The organism is Rheinheimera sediminis (assembly GCF_004005375.1).
Taxonomy (GTDB): Bacteria; Pseudomonadota; Gammaproteobacteria; order Enterobacterales; family Alteromonadaceae; genus Pararheinheimera.
In genome coordinates, this window is record NZ_RZUF01000002.1 from 95,934 (window position 1) to 112,187 (window position 16,254).

14 protein-coding genes are annotated in these 16,254 nt (G+C 48.2%); 5 read left to right on the forward strand and 9 right to left on the reverse strand.

Annotated features, from left to right (window positions below):
• Positions 1–105: 105 nt before the first annotated feature.
• From EMM73_RS01545 to EMM73_RS01560, 4 genes are all read left to right on the forward strand, one after another.
• Positions 106–1,668, forward strand: a complete 1,563-nt coding sequence (locus EMM73_RS01545; RefSeq protein ID WP_127684703.1) for a sodium/sugar symporter — start codon at positions 106–108, stop codon at positions 1,666–1,668.
• A 2-nt stretch (positions 1,669–1,670) separates the two neighbouring features.
• Complete coding sequence (locus EMM73_RS01550; RefSeq protein WP_127684704.1) at positions 1,671–4,262, forward strand: cellulase family glycosylhydrolase; 2,592 nt, start codon at positions 1,671–1,673, stop codon at positions 4,260–4,262.
• 221 nt (positions 4,263–4,483) lie between these two features.
• Entirely contained in the window at positions 4,484–5,935 is a 1,452-nt protein-coding gene (locus tag EMM73_RS01555; protein ID WP_127684705.1) for an MFS transporter, read from the forward strand.
• 39 nt (positions 5,936–5,974) lie between these two features.
• Positions 5,975–6,991 carry a LacI family DNA-binding transcriptional regulator gene (locus EMM73_RS01560; RefSeq protein WP_127684706.1) on the forward strand — a complete coding sequence of 339 codons (1,017 nt, stop codon included), beginning with the start codon at positions 5,975–5,977 and terminating at the stop codon, positions 6,989–6,991.
• An 83-nt stretch (positions 6,992–7,074) separates the two neighbouring features.
• Here the strand turns inward: EMM73_RS01560 and EMM73_RS01565 are convergent, their stop codons facing one another.
• The 6 genes from EMM73_RS01565 to EMM73_RS01590 all read right to left on the reverse strand — a co-directional run bounded on the left by EMM73_RS01565 (position 7,075) and on the right by EMM73_RS01590 (position 12,177).
• Positions 7,075–8,559, reverse strand: coding sequence for an NAD-dependent succinate-semialdehyde dehydrogenase (locus tag EMM73_RS01565; protein WP_127684707.1), 1,485 nt, complete (start codon positions 8,557–8,559; stop codon positions 7,075–7,077).
• Between the two features lie 81 nt (positions 8,560–8,640).
• Entirely contained in the window at positions 8,641–9,606 is a 966-nt protein-coding gene (locus EMM73_RS01570; RefSeq protein ID WP_127684708.1) for a family 43 glycosylhydrolase, read from the reverse strand.
• Between the two features lie 113 nt (positions 9,607–9,719).
• Positions 9,720–10,964, reverse strand: coding sequence for an RNA polymerase sigma factor (locus EMM73_RS01575; RefSeq protein WP_127684709.1), 1,245 nt, complete (start codon positions 10,962–10,964; stop codon positions 9,720–9,722).
• 4 nt (positions 10,965–10,968) lie between these two features.
• Positions 10,969–11,376, reverse strand: coding sequence for a YciI family protein (locus tag EMM73_RS01580; protein ID WP_127684710.1), 408 nt, complete (start codon positions 11,374–11,376; stop codon positions 10,969–10,971).
• Position 11,377: 1 nt separating this feature from the next.
• The gene (locus tag EMM73_RS01585) at positions 11,378–11,722 is read right to left on the reverse strand and encodes a YciI family protein (RefSeq protein WP_127684711.1); all 345 of its coding nucleotides are present in this window, start codon (positions 11,720–11,722) and stop codon (positions 11,378–11,380) included.
• Positions 11,723–11,748: 26 nt separating this feature from the next.
• On the reverse strand, positions 11,749–12,177 hold the full coding sequence (locus tag EMM73_RS01590) for a YybH family protein (RefSeq protein ID WP_127684712.1): 429 nt from the start codon (positions 12,175–12,177) through the stop codon (positions 11,749–11,751).
• Between the two features lie 177 nt (positions 12,178–12,354).
• Here EMM73_RS01590 and EMM73_RS01595 point away from each other — a divergent pair, with 177 nt between their 5' ends.
• Entirely contained in the window at positions 12,355–13,365 is a 1,011-nt protein-coding gene (locus EMM73_RS01595) for a GGDEF domain-containing protein (protein WP_186435091.1), read from the forward strand.
• On the opposite strand, the gene EMM73_RS01600 is transcribed toward EMM73_RS01595, so the two are convergent.
• From EMM73_RS01600 to EMM73_RS01610, 3 genes are all read right to left on the reverse strand, one after another.
• Positions 13,362–14,366, reverse strand: a complete 1,005-nt coding sequence (locus EMM73_RS01600; protein WP_186435092.1) for an alpha/beta hydrolase family protein — start codon at positions 14,364–14,366, stop codon at positions 13,362–13,364. The two genes, EMM73_RS01595 and EMM73_RS01600, sit on opposite strands and share 4 nt — an antisense overlap.
• 135 nt (positions 14,367–14,501) lie before the next feature.
• Complete coding sequence (locus EMM73_RS01605) at positions 14,502–14,960, reverse strand: hypothetical protein (RefSeq protein ID WP_127684715.1); 459 nt, start codon at positions 14,958–14,960, stop codon at positions 14,502–14,504.
• Complete coding sequence (locus tag EMM73_RS01610; protein ID WP_127684716.1) at positions 14,960–16,111, reverse strand: PepSY-associated TM helix domain-containing protein; 1,152 nt, start codon at positions 16,109–16,111, stop codon at positions 14,960–14,962. The genes EMM73_RS01605 and EMM73_RS01610 overlap by 1 nt, the downstream gene beginning before the upstream one ends.
• Between the last annotated feature and the right edge of the window lie 143 nt (positions 16,112–16,254).

Below are 16,254 nucleotides of genomic sequence, written 5' to 3' on the forward strand. Positions count from 1 at the left end.
TGGTAACCATAACAACAATAGATACTCCGGCTGATTGGCGTTGCAGAACATGATGAACAGTGATGCGGTGACAAGTGCTATGGGTAGAACAGGGTAAGGATTAGTATGACCTTAAGTAATTTAGATTTGACGATCCTCGTCATATATGTGCTGGGGCTGGTAGGACTGGCTTATTTTATTTCCCGGGAAAAAAAGGGACATGATAAAGACACGAATGACTATTTTCTGGCTGGTAATACCTTACCCTGGTGGGCTATTGGTGCATCGCTGATTGCAGCTAACATTTCGGCTGAACAAATTATTGGGATGTCGGGTTCTGGTTATGCCATAGGTATGGCGATAGCGGCTTACGAATGGATGGCAGCTATCACGCTGTTACTGGTAGGTAAGTTCTTCCTGCCAATTTTCCTCAAACGTAAGATTTATACCATGCCGCAGTTCCTGCAGCAGCGTTTTGACAACAGAGTGCGCACCACTATGGCGCTGTTCTGGATGGCGGTTTATGTCTTTGTCAACTTAACCGCAGTCTTATGGTTAGGTGCGTTAGCTATTAATACAGTCACTGGTGTGGATATGACCACCAGTATGCTGATATTAGCTACTTTATCTGTAGCTTATTCCTTGTATGGCGGGCTAAAAGCTGTTGCCTATACCGATATTATTCAGGTGGTATTACTAGTCGGCGGTGGTTTGTTCCTGTCTTTTATGTCGCTGGAACTTTTAGGCGCAGGCAATGGTTTGTGGGCTGGTTTTGACCGTTTACTGACGGAAGTACCGGATAAGTTCGATATGATTCTGGCATCGGACAGCCCACATTATGTCAGCCTGCCTGGTATTTCGGTGCTGATTGGCGGTATGTGGATTATGAACCTGAGCTACTGGGGTTTTAACCAATACATTATTCAGCGTACTTTAGCAGCCAAAGACTTAGCTGAAGCGCAAAAGGGCATTGTATTTGCGGCCTTCCTGAAAGTGTTAATGCCTGTGATAGTGGTATTGCCAGGTATAGCCGCAGTCTTGCTGTTACCGGACTTAAGCAAACCAGATCAGGCTTACCCTCAACTGCTGAGCATGATGCCTTCGGGTATTAAAGGTTTGATTTTTGCCGCTTTAGTGGCAGCTATTTTGTCGAGCCTGGCTTCTATGACCAACAGTGTCGCAACCATTTTCACTATGGATATTTACTCTCAATTTAAGAAAGAACAAAGCCAGCAGCATTACGTCAAAGTAGGCCGTGTTGTGAGTCTGGTGGCTTTAGTGATTGCCGTATTTACTGCGAAGCCATTACTGGGCGAATTTGATCAGGCCTTCCAGTATATTCAGGAATTCACCGGCTTCTTTACTCCAGGCATTGTGGTACTGTTTTTATTAGGTATGTTCTGGGCCCGCACTACAGCCACAGCCGCTTTAGTGGCAGCTATCAGCTCTGCTGTGCTGAGCTGGATTTTCAAAGTGACTTTGCCAGAAATGCCATTTATGGACCGTGTAGGTTTAGTTTTCCTGTGCTGTTTAGCTTTAGCTGTACTGGTGACTTTGTTCCAGCGTCAGGGCAAACATCCACAGGCAGTGGAACTGCGTGATATCAGTTTTGACACCCGACCAAGCTTTAATCTCTATGCAGTGTTGATCACTCTCATTGTGGCGGCCTTTTATATTGCCTGGTGGTAACAATGAAACAGAATCTTCTTTCAAAGGCCCTTTTTAGCACAACAGCAGCAGCGCTTTTTAGCGTCGCTGCCAGTGCAGCTGTAACAGTCAATCCAGTCTCTGTAAAAGATGGTGTATTGCAGTGGCAGGACGGTTCTGAAGTTGCACTTTTTGGTGTGAATTACAGTGTGCCTTTTGCTTATGGTTATCGCTCTGTTGAGCGTCTTGGCTTAGATCATCGCGCTGCCATCGACATGGACGTGGATCATATTGCCCGTTTAGGGCTGGATGCGTATCGCGTGCATTTATGGGACAGATTGCTGGCCGATAAAGAGGGCAATTTACTGGACAATATCCACCTGCAGTTATTCGATTACCTGCTGCTGAGGTTAAAAGAAAAAGGCATCAAGGTGGTGATTACGCCTATCGGCTGGTGGGGCAGTGGTTACCCTGAGCCGGATCCGGTGGAATATGGCTTTTCGACTTTTTACAGCAAAAGCCAGATGAACCAGTCACCAGATGCTATTGCTGCGCAGAAAAACTATCTGACCCAGCTGTTTAAGCACGTCAATCCGCTAACGGGTAAAAGCTATCAGCAAGACGACAATATCATTGCCTTTGAGATCTTTAACGAACCCAAACACGAAATCAAACCAGAACAAAGTGCGGCTTATGTTGAAGACTTAATCAGTACCATTCGTGCAGCTGGTGTCACTAAACCTTTGTTTTACAACACTAGTGAGCAGGGGAACGATCAGTCTTTTGCTAAAGCCCTATGCAATACCAGCATAGATGGTGTGTCTTATCAGTGGTATCCGACAGGCTTGATTAAAGGCAGTACTATTCTGGCCAATATGTTGCCAGCTGTTGCTCACTACACCAATCCTTTTACGGCTATCAGTCAGTGCGCTACTAAAGCCAAAATGATCTACGAGTTTGACGCAGCTGATGTGGCAAGTTCTGTGATGTTCCCGGCTATGGCGCGCAGTTTTCGTGAAGCAGGGTTTCAGTGGGCCACTCAGTTTGCATACGATGCTGCGGCTGTGGCTCATACCAACTCTGAATACAACACTCATCATCTGAACCTGTTGTATACACCTTCTAAAGCTATCAGCTTAAAAATTGCCGCTGAAGTATTCCGTACGCAAAAGCGTGCTGAAAAGGTTGCGGACTATCCGACCAGCAACAGCTTCGGTGCTGTGACTTTGGATTATCAGCAGGATCTGTCGGTGCTGAATACGCCTAGGCAGTTTTTTTATAGCAACAGCACCAAAACGGAGCCAAAAGCTGCAGCTAAGCTGACAGCTATTGCCGGTGTTGGTTCATCCTCTGTAGCGAAATACAGCGGCTCCGGTGCTTATTTCCTCGATAAAGTAGCGGATGGCGTCTGGCGATTGGAAGTCTACCCCGACTTACTGACTTTACAGGATCCTTATCAGAACTCCAGTTTAAGCCGGGAAGTAGGCAGGTTGTACCCTGCAGCTCAGCAATTGAAGCTGAGGCTTGCTGATTTGGGCAATAGCTATCAGCTCACGGGCTTAAATAGTGGTAATACCGCAACTGCATCTGCCGTTGACGGCGAAGTGACAGTGCGCCCCGGTGTGTACTTACTGACCGCCAAAGCAGCCTTGGTACAGCAGTATGCTAATAAAGTAGAGACAGATTTTTATCTGCCCAAACCGCAATCGACAGAGCTGGCTTTAGTGCATCAGAATCAGCGTCAAAGCCAGGTGGGCGACCCGTTTAATTTTGAGGTGGATATAGGCGCTTTAGTGAAGCCTGAAAAAGTCCAGCTGATGTTACGTTATCTTGGGAACAATAAGTTTACCGCTTTTGATATGCAGCAGAGCATTGATGTCAGTGGTCGCTATCAGTTGGCTATACCAAAAGACTGGACTCAGACTGGTCTGCTGGAATATGCCGTCGTGGTTACAGCTAAGGGCAAAAAACAGACTTTCCCTGGAGCAGCTGCAGGCTCACCAGAGGATTGGGATTTTGTCAGCAAAGCACAGTACTGGACTATGGCTTTGAAACCACAAGGCCAGCCTGTAGCCTTGTTTGATGCAACTTTGGATAGACAAAATAGCCTCTATCCAAAAGATGCTACTGTCACTCAACGTGTTGTGGCCGACAGTTCAGGTGCAGGTTTAGCCTTGCAACTGGGGGTGGATTCTTTGGAAACAGCTCAAGCTGCAGCACTACTTAAAACCACTTTGTCTGCTGATAACAGTCTGCTGCAACGCAATTTGAAAGGCTATGACACTGTGGCGCTAAAAATCCGTGCTGTTAAACAGCCGGAACAGCTACGCTTCGCTTTATTGGATAAAGACGGTATAGCCTATGGCACAGAGCTGAAAGTGAGCACTGACTGGCAGTATCTGTTAATTCCTCTGCATAAATTGAAGCAAACCCAAACGCTGATGACCCAGGCTTACCCCATGTTTATGCCGGTCTATGCGCCAAATGTGGAGCAAGGCTTAGGGTTAAAGCTCAATGAGCTGCAGCAGTTACAAGGTATACAGCTGATGTTTAATCAAAGCGCTTACAGCCCAGCTGAAGCCAGGGGCTGGCATGGTGTGGAACTGGCGGAAGTGAGTTTAATCCAAAAGCCTTAATGGTTCGGGCATTCGATTAAATCGTAGACGGGCGGGGATAAACCCCGCCCCTACTGTTATTTTTGCTGATCATCCAAAGTATGGTCGCCTGCTTGGTGTTAATAATGGATGACGAATATCTGAGCTGATTATTTCAACCAGATGAACTGGCGGTGTCAGCACCCGCACTTGCGGTTTTGTGTATATAATCTCTTGCATTTCATCTTCAGCACAGGAGTGCTATGGCAAAGCCACTGCACCAAAGCACAAGGTCTGATACTTCTGCTTCGATAGTAAAATCGACTGCTGTGTCAGGAACACAAAAGCTGGCGCTTGGCGCTGGCTTTTTTGCGATATTTTTTGCCCAGCAAAGTGTCAGTGCATTGGCTATTCCGTTTTATCAGATGACCTTAGGGGTAGACCCATTTTTGCTGGGGCTGGCTCTCACTTTACCTCTGTTGCTTGGCACTTTGTTAGGCCCATGGGTTGGGCATTTATCTGATCATCATCAAAGCCGTTTTGGCCGCAGACGGCCTTTTATTCTGCTGGCAAGCTGGGCTTGTTGTCTGTTTTTTGGTTTGATTTGGATGGTGCCTTCAGGTTGGGGCGAGTTAGCACATCTAATGTATTTTGTGGTTTTTTCTCTGCTGTTTTATATAGCGGCCACTTTTATGTCCGTGCCTATGACCTGTTTATCTTATGAAATGAGCCCGTATTACCATCAGCGTACTGAAATTATGGGCTTTACTACTTATTTTCTGAAGTTGGGGTCTTTGCTTTACCAGTGGTTGTTTCCGTTGGCACAGCTGGCGGTCTTCAGTTCGGTTTTTGTCGGTATACGTTATGTTGGCTGGGGGGTGGCTTTATTTATTTTTGGCCTTTTGGGCACTCTGGCTGCTTGTTACAGCAAAGAAGTGGTGCATCGCTCTGCTGTGACTTTCCCGCCTGTTACTTTAAAGCAAAGCTTAAAAACGCTGAGAACAAACAAGGGCTTACGGGTGTTATTGCTGTTAACTGTGTTGCAGATGGCCGGCGGCGCTTTTACTGCCAGTATGGATTATTACCTGCTGGTGTATTTTATTGCCGACGGTGATATAGCTCAGGGCTCCATTTTTAAAGGCTGGTTGTCTATGGCCTATGCCGCTTTTGGTTTTTTGACTGTGCCGCTTATTGCAGCTTTGTCCTCTCGAATTGATAAAATAAAAGCTCTGCAGCTGATTTATGCTCTGACTGTGGTTGGGGGGCTTTGCAAATGGTTTATTTTTACGCCCCAAGGCTATGGCTGGATTTGGCTGGATGCATTGCTTTGTACCTGGGTCTGGACAGCTATGACCATGTTAATCCCCTCTATGATGGCGGATTTATGTGATGAAGATGAATTAAAGCATGGCCAACGTCGTGAGGGCGCTTTTGTTGCTATTCATAGCTGGGTCACCAGCTTGAGCGCTGCTCTGGCTTTACTGCTGGCTGGGTTTTCGCTGAATTTTATTGGTTTTGATGCTCAACTCTCTGCTGCACAAAACCCGGACAGTATGTTCGCTATGCGGGCTATTTTAGCGCTGGGTACTATGATCTTTGCCCTGTGCTCTTTGCTGATATTGAGAAGTTATCATCTGGATGCGCGAAGTTGTCTGCAGATCAGTTCTGCGCTCCTCGCCAGTAAAAAACAAAATCAGGGTTCCGAGTCCATTTAGTTCGCGGTTGACAAGCACACAATAAAAAAAGAAAAAATTATGGTCACAATTAAAGATGTTGCAAAAGTAGCAGGAGTGTCGATAGCTACAGTGTCCCGGGTGATCCACGATGGTCATCAGGTGGGTGAAGCCTGCCGTGCGCGGGTGAAAAAAGTGATAGCTGAGTTAGGCTACAGACCGAACAGCAATGCCCGAGCTCTGGTCAGTAAAACCACCAATACGCTGGGCGTGGTTACACCAAAACTGTCGATGCCATTTTTTGGTAGCCTGGCCAGCGGGGTCGAAAAAGGTGCACGTGAAAATAACTACAAACTGCTGATGAGTAACTCGTTATACGAGACCAAATCAGAGCAGGAAGCTATAGATTCGCTTCGGGATCACAACTGTCAGGCCATTATTCTGCACAGCGAATATTCAGATGAAAAAACCTTATTGAAACTGGCCAATGAGATTCCAGGGCTGGTGCTGATCAACCGCTATATGCCAGCTATTGCCAACCGCTGTGTCTGGCTGGATAACGTCGCTGGCGCGCGTCAGGCCACAGATTATTTGATCAATAGAGGCCATAAAAACTTTGCAGTGATCACCAGTATTTACCAAAACGGCGACCCGGGTTTTCGCTTGCAGGGTATTAGGGAATCACTAAAACTGGCCGGTTTACACTTAGCCGAAGCAGCTATTGAAGAATCCACCGCCAATATGGAAGGTGGAGAGCAAGCAGTACAGGCTTTATTGAATAAAGGCATTCAATTCACCGCATTGCTGGCTTACAACGACTTAATGGCCATAGGCGCTATTCACGCCTTGTTCGCCGCAGGCCTGCGCGTGCCTGAAGATGTGTCAGTGATAGGTTTTGACGATTTAATCGTCAGCCGCGCCTGCCGCCCTCGTTTAACCACTATGCATTATCCGGTGGAAGAAATGGCCAGTTACGCCACCAAACTGGCGATACAACTCAGCGACACCAGCATAGAACCAGAAAACCGCACTCATTTGTTTATTCCCCAACTGGTTGAAAGAGATTCGGTGGCGGATGCGCCAGAATCTCGCGGCTAAGTTCTGATTGAGCCACAACTAAGCAACAGCTGTCCACTCAGTGCTGTTGCTTAGTGCGTGTTAATACCAACTAAACCGACAATTTACCCCAATCCCCCCAAACACAAATATTTCAATTCAGTAAAATCATCCAGGCCATAACTGGAGCCTTCGCGGCCCAGGCCTGATTCTTTGACACCGCCAAAAGGTGCAGCTGCGTTGGAGATTAAGCCTTCGTTGATACCTATCATGCCGTAGTCCAGTGCTTTGGCGACCCGGAAAATCCGGCCTATATCACGGCTGTAAAAATAGCTGGCAAGGCCTGTTGGCGTGTTATTCGATAGCGTTATGGCTTCCTGCTCAGTGTCAAATACGCTAATACAAAGCACAGGGCCAAAAATTTCAGTTTGGCTGATCTGCATAGTTGGGGTGACGTCTGTCACTATAGTGGGCTGGAAAAACAACGGGCCTAAGTCGGCATCAATAGCGCCGCCTAATAATAGTTCAGCTCCTTGATCCAGCGCCTGATCCAGCAGCCTTGCTATTTTATCGACGGCGGCCTGATTAATCAGTGGCCCTATCTGGCAACCAGCTTCTAAACCAGACGCCAGTTTCAGTGGCGCTGTGGCTTTAATCAGTTGGGCTAAAAAGGCGTCGTATACTGGCCGCTGGACAAAAACTCTGTTAACGCACACACAGGTTTGACCGGCATTACGAAATTTTGCCGCCAGTAACCCCTGCACTGCTGCAGGGAGGTCGGCGTCATCAAACACAATAAAAGGCGCATTGCCGCCCAGCTCCATTGAAACTTTTTTTACCGTAGCAGCACATTGCGCCAGCAAGGTTTTACCTACAGGAGTTGAACCTGTGAAGCTGAATTTCGCCACACGGTTGTCTTTGGTTAGCACCTGGCCTATGGCTTTGGCATCTGTGCCTGTGATGATATTAAAAACACCTGCCGGAATACCGGCGCGGCTGGCGAGTTCAGCTAAAGCCAAAGCAGATAAAGGGGTAAACTCCGAGGGCTTGACCACAAAAGTGCAGCCCGCAGCCAAAGCGGCTGCAGCTTTACGTAAAATCATCGCATTTGGGAAATTCCATGGCGTAATAGCAGCTACTACGCCTATGGCTTGTTTCAGTACCAGAATTTGCTGGCTGGTTTTAGCTGCAGGAATAATATCGCCATTCATACGTTTGGCTTCTTCAGCAAACCAACTGACAAAAGAGGCGCCGTAGCTGATTTCGCCCGCTGCTTCCTCTAAGGGTTTGCCTTGCTCCAGGGTTAAAATACGGGCTAAGTCCTGCTGGTGTTCCAGCATCAACTGATACCAGCGCAGCAGTGTGGCTGAACGTTCAGCTGCAGTCAGGCTGGACCACAAAGGAAAAGCCGCAGTTGCAGCAGCTATAGCCTGGTCTGCTTCTGTGGCTGTCGCTTCGGCAACCAAGGCCAGCAAACTGCCATCGGCAGGATTATGCACTGCAAAATGCCCGCTGCGGCCTGGTTGAAATTGTCCGGCAATATAGCTGCTGTGGTGCACCAAAGCGCTGTCGTTGAGCAGGGCAAAAACACTATTTGTCTGATTCGTCATGGGCTTAACTCAGGTCAGTTTTAACACTGCCAGTGTAGCCTTAATAGAGCTGAACAGGGCAGACTCAAACTGAAATTTGTTTTACTTTGTGCTCAGTCTAGCTACGCCTTCCGTGGTTCTTTTTACCTGTTGTATAGTGCCATCCGGATTAAAATGCAGGTACTCCACAGCAGTATGGCGCTGCCTTTTGTTGCAGCCTGAGTCTGGTGTTTCCAGCCAGCGGTGATAAAACAGCAGCCACTGATTTTTATACTGCACTATCGAATGATGATTGTTGCTGTTGTGCTCCTGTTCCATAAAACTGCCCCTGTAAGTCCAGGGACCCATCGCAGAGCTGGAGGTGTAGTAAGTCAATACTCTGTTATTTTCTGGCATAGTAAAGTAGTACAAGCCATTGCGTTTAAAGACCCAGGGGCCTTCCATTTTGGGTTCAACGCCACCCATATCCATTTTGATAAAGTCACCTTTGGTACCCAGCATATCATCACGCATCTTGATGACATGGTAGTCAAAGTTGGTGCCGTGAAAATACAAGTAGGCCTGACCATCGTCGTCAATAAACAACGCAGGGTCGTTAGCGTAAGGGCTTCGCCACAGCGGTGCTCCTATGGCGTCTTTAAAAGGGCCTGCAGGGGAGTCGCTCACTGCTATGCCTATCCCCATCCATTTGGTACTTTTCTCCGGATTTGCCCTGTCTTTTATGCCTGTGCCTGCCGGAAACACCAGGTAATATTTGCCATTTTTATAGGCGGCATCAGGTGCCCAGGCGTAGTTGTCTGCCCAGCTGAGCTGCTCCACCGACAAAACAGCACCATGATCCGTCCACTGGGTTAAATCCGCTGAGGAAAACACATGCCAGTCTTTCATATGAAAATCAGCCTGACATTCTTCATCATGAGAGGTGTAAAGATACAAGCGGCCATCAGGCCAGACGTGAGCAGAGGGATCGGCGGTGCGGATAGCACTGCCAAAATCCAGAGGGTTTTCTGCCTGTACGCATGCAGCGGCACAAGCCAGCGCTGCAACCAAGCTATTGAGCTTCAACATGGGGTTTACCTTCATTTTGGATAAGCCCCTTAAGGTGAAGGAAAAGCCATGGGGAGCGCCAGTGTTTCGGCTTTTAGTCAGGTTTTTTTCCGTATATGAACCAGCTGTCCGGTTCAGGCTAACCTGTCTATCTTCAGTTGCAAAAATCGTTGTTCAGCCAGCTGAGTGGTTTTGCTCAGGGCTTGTTGATAATACAACCTGGCTTGTTGCTTCAGCCCAAGTTTGAGGTGCAGATCAGCTAAAGCGGCGTCGAGCAAATGATACTGCGCCAGTTCGCCGCTTTGTTCCAGAGCCTGCAGTAACGGCAATGCGACAGCTGGTCCTTGCGCCATGCTAATTGCCACAGCTCTGTTGAGCAGCACCACGGGTGATGGTTCAAAGCGGTATAACAAATCATACAAAGCAATAATTTGTGGCCAGTCTGTCTCTGCAGCCGAGCGGCTTTCGGCGTGCAAAGCAGCGATAGCGGCTTGCAGGCCATAAGGCCCAATACGGCGGCCTGATAACGAACGCTCCACCAGTTGCACGCCCTGTTGAATTAAGCTGTTGTCCCATAAGCTTCTGTCCTGATCCGGCAGTAAAATCAGCTCGCCTTCTGCCGTAGTTCTGGCATGACGTCGTGATTGCTGCAATAGCAGCAACGCCAATAAGCCCATAGTTTCAGCCTCTGGTTGCAACTCCAGCAGCAAAAAACCAAGACGTATCGCCTGAGCACAAAGCTCCTGACACAACAACTGTTCGCCGGAACTTTGGCTGTACCCCTCGTTAAACAGCAGATATACCACTTTCAGCACTGTATCCAGTCGTTCAGGTAATTGCTCTGGGGTAGGAATTTCGTAAGGGATGGCGGCGTCACGGATTTTATTTTTTGCCCGCACTATACGCTGGGCTACAGTGACGGTGCTGGTTAAAAAAGCTTTGGCAATTTGTTCTGTCGTCAGGCCACAAATTTCGCGTAAGGTCAGCGCTATTTGTGCTTCGGTGGATAAAGCCGGGTGGCAGCAGGTAAAGATCAGCCGTAGTTCATCGTCTTGCCAGAGTTGATCTTGTGTTATATCACTGCTGGCTTCATCTTCGTTCTGTTGTTCAGCAAGCCACTCTTGCTGATGCTGGCGCTGAGTCCGCTGTTGGCGGATTTTATCTATGGCTTTAAAGCGTCCTGTGGACACCAGCCAGGCTCTGGGTTGGGCTGGTAAGCCATCCACAGGCCATTGTTGCAAAGCACAGGTAAAAGCTTCCTGCAGTGCGTCCTCTGCCAGTTCAAAATCACCCAGTAGCCGGATCAGGGTGGCCAGCACCCTGCGGCTTTCCTTATGATACAAGGCCGAAATAGTTTCGGCTGTCACTACGCTATTCAACAGCTTACGAGCTTTGCATGCTGGCGAAGTCCGAGGCGATCTGCTGAATATCTTCAGGAAAATCATCCATTTCCTGAATTTGCCGCACTTCAATCACTTCGTTATCCGCAGCAGGGCATAAACTGGCCCATTGAATGGCTTCGGCTTTGGAATTTACTTTAATCATCCAGTATCCGCCCAGCACTTCTTTGGTTTCAGCAAAAGGCCAGTCTGTGACCAGTGGTTTGCCACCACTGAAGCTGACGCGGGCACCCATAGCAGGTGGATGCAAGCCTTCACAGCTGATTAAAATGCCTGAGTCCTGCAGTTTTCTGTTGTACTCCATCATGGCTTCTACAGCTGCTGCTTCTGGCATCACGCCTGGTACGGCGCTTTCATAGCCTTTTGGGATCATCAGTAGCATAAATCTCATGTCACACCTCCAGTTGTCTGACAGGACGTACTTCAACAGAGCCAACCCTTGCCGCCGGAATGCCGGCCGCAAGCTGTATCGCTTCGTTTAAATCTTTGGCTTCCACCAGATAAAAACCTGCCAGTTGTTCTTTGGTCTCAGCAAAAGGGCCATCAGTTAACAAGGTTTTACCAGCGCGCACCCGGACTGTGGTGGCTGTGTCTATAGGTTGCAGCGCCTCGGCGGCCAGCATTCGGCCGCTCTGTTGCACTGCAGCAGCATAGGCAAAACACTCTATGTCTTTTGGGCTCTCTGGCAAGGAGTGCAGCAGTTTTTCATCGCTGTAGACTAAGCATAAGTATTTCATCGCAACTTTCCTTATTAGAGCCCTGGTTAAGCCTCTGGCGTCAGTTCAAACAACACTGCACCAGATACCATATCAAAAGGTACAGAAAAATGGTCATGAATAATACGCCATTGGCCTTGCTGTTGTTGCCAGCCTTGGGTCAATCGCATCCAGCAACCCTGAATTTCGCCTTTTTCATTGCTGCCAGCGCAATAGACCAGGGCATGGCTAAAACCGAGCGCATCGTTTTGCTTTATGGTCAGATCCCGAAGCTCAAAGGTGGAATGGCCACCAGGACAGAATTCCAGGCACTGTTGCCAGTGAGTCTGATAGGCCGCCTTGCCGCTAAACTGCAGTTGAGCGACGGCGTCAAAGGCAATAAGGTCGTTGGCATAAAACGCCATAATTTGTGTCATGTCCCGGCTCGCTACTGCGTGAGCCCACTGGGTAATTAACTGCTGTATGGACTGCGTCATCACTTTTCTCCTTGGGTTAATGTCGCTAGTAGTCGATACGGCTTGCCGCATTTCGACAGGCTGCAGAAAAAAATGCAGGTTATTTGCTCTGATGGCTGAAAAAACACGTACAAAATCCACACTTAACAGCAAATGCTGCTACAAGGATCTGTACTCAGGTCGTCAATCAGAGACTTTATGCCACAACGTCAAAGTTATACCAGTGTAGCTCTAGAACAGGCTGCGCGGCCGCTGTTGCTATTAGTGCAGCATTTAACCGGCTTGGATACCGCCTTCTTAACACGGATTGATTGGCGTGCTCTAACCCAGCAGGTCGTTCTGGTGGAAGGGCAATTGACAGTGCCTTTGCATGAAGGCGCTGTTGTCGATTGGTCTGATTCTATGTGCCGCTTGTTATTTGATGCAAAGTTGCAGCAGTCTGATGTTATTCCTGAATTATTTCCTGACTCAGATGGCGCGGCTTTAGGCATGCAGAGCTTTTTTGCTGTGCCGGTATTATCCGGAGGCAAAACTATAGGCACTTTGTGTGGTGCCAGTCGGGAGCGGTTGGTGATCTCAGAGCATTTGTTTAGCAGTTTAAAACTGATTGCCGATGCTTTGGCTTATCAGATGGCTTTGGACCAGCAAATGCAACTGCAACAAAAAAAGGTCAAGGTAGCGGAAAAGACCATAGACAAGCTGTACCGTCAGGCGCAGCAAATGGAAAATCTGGCCCATACCGACGAACTGACAGGCTTGGATAATCGCAGGTCCTTTCAAAGCAGATTTGAACAGTACCAGCTGCAAGCCGTCAGCCGTGGCTCAGCTTTAGCTTTAATGATGATTGATATCGATGAGTTTAAGCAGCTCAATGATCAACATGGTCATGAAACTGGTGATCTGGCACTGCAGCATTTGGGACGGGCCCTGACAGCTGTCGCACGCCAAAGTGATATCGCCTGTCGTTTAGGCGGGGATGAATTTGTGCTGGCGGCTGCAGATACAGATGCTGCAGGTTTAACTCATTTGGCCATTCGGCTGCAGCAGCAGTTTAAGCAGCAGATGCGAGAGTCAGGTCTGGATAGTAGCTTAAGCATAGGCATAGCCAGCACAGCAGAAAGTGCCGTGGATCAACTACTACAAAGAGCTGATCAGGCGTTATACAAAGCCAAAGAGCTAGGCCGTGACAGAGTGGAGTTGGCTGGTTAAGGCGCCGCTGTAGCAGGGCCGTAGTGATGCTGACGAAACCAGTTGAGCATAGCCTGACGTTCCTGCTCTTTGTAATCAGTCAGCAGATGATCAGCCTCTGCAAATTCTATCAGTCGTACCGGCCTTTTGAGTTCAGTCAGTTTAGCTGCGAGCAGTCTGGAGTTATCTGGATGCACTCTTTGATCCTTCCCACCGTATATCAACAAAATAGGCAAAGTCGCGGGTAGCTGTTCGGCCCAATAGATCACAGAACGTTGTTCCAATTCACGCACTTTATGTTGATCGTAGTCGGGAATAAGGCTGCGGAAAATTAACTCCATTTCTGGTTTTCGCGGCAGCTCTGTAACTAAATTTGTTGGGGCGCCGGTAATGGCCATAGCGCGGATATCGTCACGTTGGTGCGCTGTCAGGTAGCTCATCATGCCGCCTCTGCTGATGCCATACAAAAAGATATTGTTTGCATCTGCTGCAGGTAATTTTTTCGCCAGCTCTATCAATTGATGAATATCGCGCACGTCGGCGCCACCAAACTGATCTTTGCCGTAAGTCTGCTGATCCTGAGGTACCGAACCGCGGTACTGACTGGCCAATACAATAAAACCTTGTTGAGCCAAGGGGCTTAACTGGCGTAAGACAGAGACATAATCCAATCGGCCTAACGCCGAATTACCGCCTCTGTTGTAGATAATAACAGGCCATTTTTGCTTGCCTTTGGCTTTGGGTTGTAAGCCCCATGCCTGTACTAAAATGGTGTCTGAATGGTATTCCAGTTGGGCGCATTCCAACTCTTGAGTCTGGTCAAATTGTTGTTTAGGCAATAGCCATGGGGCTAGCCAATACTCAGCTTTGTACCAGGGCTGGTGCTGGCGCATATCTTTAACCAGGTGGTGAAAATCAGGATAAAGCTCAAGACAGGACTGTTGTTTGGCAAAACCTGGCCAGCTGTTCGCCAGGGCATAGCCTGGGTAAACAAACAGCAGCACTAACCAAAACAGTTTCATAGTCAATCCTCTGAACATTCGCTGCTTCAGTGTAACGCTTTGGCGGGTTAATTTGTGCTTGGGATTGTAACAAAAGTTAATTCGGGTCAGAGTAAAATAAAGCTTCAGTGCTTAATTTTACTCTGACCCGAATTATTAAGACTGTGGCCAGTCCCATGAGCCAACATGCAGTTGGCCTTGCCAGTCTTCAATCAATAGCCAGACTTTATCGCCTGCTTTAGGTTGGGCTGAGGCTTTGGCATGCACATGTTGGGCAAAGGAACTGCCGTGCAGAATGCTTAGATCAGCTTGGGCAAAATCTTCGATCGCAGGTTGTTCTGCCGCTATTGCCATATAGGCCTGACGGATATTGGCTACACAACCTTCGCAAAATTGCAGGCTGAAGTCTTTCACCCAATCGCCATGGTGCTGATAAGGCGCATCGAGCGTTAATGGCGTAGGAGTGACTTCAAAAGCACCGACTTTTTGTGTTGGCCATGCAGGCGGGAAAACCGGACTCATGGATTGATACAAAAACCAGAAGGGCAATACCAGGATCAGGCCATTGAGTTTAAATTTATTCCGTTGCCACCAGTTATCTGAACGCTGTGCCATCAGGAGTTCACCTCTGAAGTTGTATAAGTTGTCGCTGTCTCGGTGCGGGCTGCTTTGATGGTGCGGCTGCCCCAAATCATAAAGCCAGTGATGGACATACCAGATAACAACAAGCCAAATAGGAACCAGATGATTTTGGTCCAGATACCGCCTATAGTGCCGTAATGCAGCGGATCAGCAATATGACTAATGACTTCAAGACCGCCCATTTTATCTGGCGTATGCACATCAGTGACTTCACCTGTCCACGGATTGACCAGTACTGAATACGAGTACTGATCAAAAAATACCGAATCACCTGAACCTGAAATACGGTATAAATCGCGGTTATGCTCCGGCATCATAATATAAGCAGGTTGCAGCTCTGGCAGAGTCTGTTTGGCGATCACCAGCGCATCTTCCAGTGAGTATGGCGGTGTCTGTTTTTGTCCGGCAGCTGGTACTTCGGCGGCCGTCAGAATCTTGGGTTCGTGATAAAACTCAATATCGTTGTGCCATAAAATCGCCTGCAGCAGATACCACAAGCCGGTTAAGCTCATCACGACTAAAAACCAGATGGACCAGACGCCAGCCAGACGGTGCAGGTCGGTCAGCAGCGTTTTACGGCCTTGGTTCAGGCGCAACTTCGGCTGAGTAAAGGCTCTCCAGAAGTTTTTATAAATCACCAAGCCTGTGATCAAAGACACGAGCATTAGAATGGCCATACCGCTGACCAGGTAATAGCCTAGGCTGTAACTACTCTGCCACGGGAACAATAACCAGCCGTGCAGAGAACGCATGAATCCGATAAAGGTCAGGCCATAGTTCAGTTCTTGCACCTGCCCTGTATACTGATTGACGTAGGCTATACCAAAAGGCGCTTTGGCGGTGGAGAATATAATGGCATTCACCAGATAAGGTTCCATCACCATCACACTGCCAATTTCAGCATCCGGCACTTCAGCTTTGACCGCCGCAATCAGTTCAGTTGCAGGCTTCACCGGCAGGTTTTGTGGGTTTTCTGCTCTGGAATTAGGGTTGGTTAACCAGGTCAGTTCATGACTAAATACCGCTATGGTGCCCGTTAAACACACAGCACAAAAAATAAGCCAAACCGGTAAACCTACCCAGCCATGTAATAAAAACCAAAAGCGTTGTTTGAGTTTAAACACCTGATACTCAGCCTTTTTCGCCAGCTATAAAATTGGCCCAATAGTAATGCGGATAAGAATGGTTATCAATAGATGTGCGGTGACTGGCGGGGATCACAAGAGCAGAAAAAAGGGCGCCGCAGGGAAATGGGACTAAGCGGCGC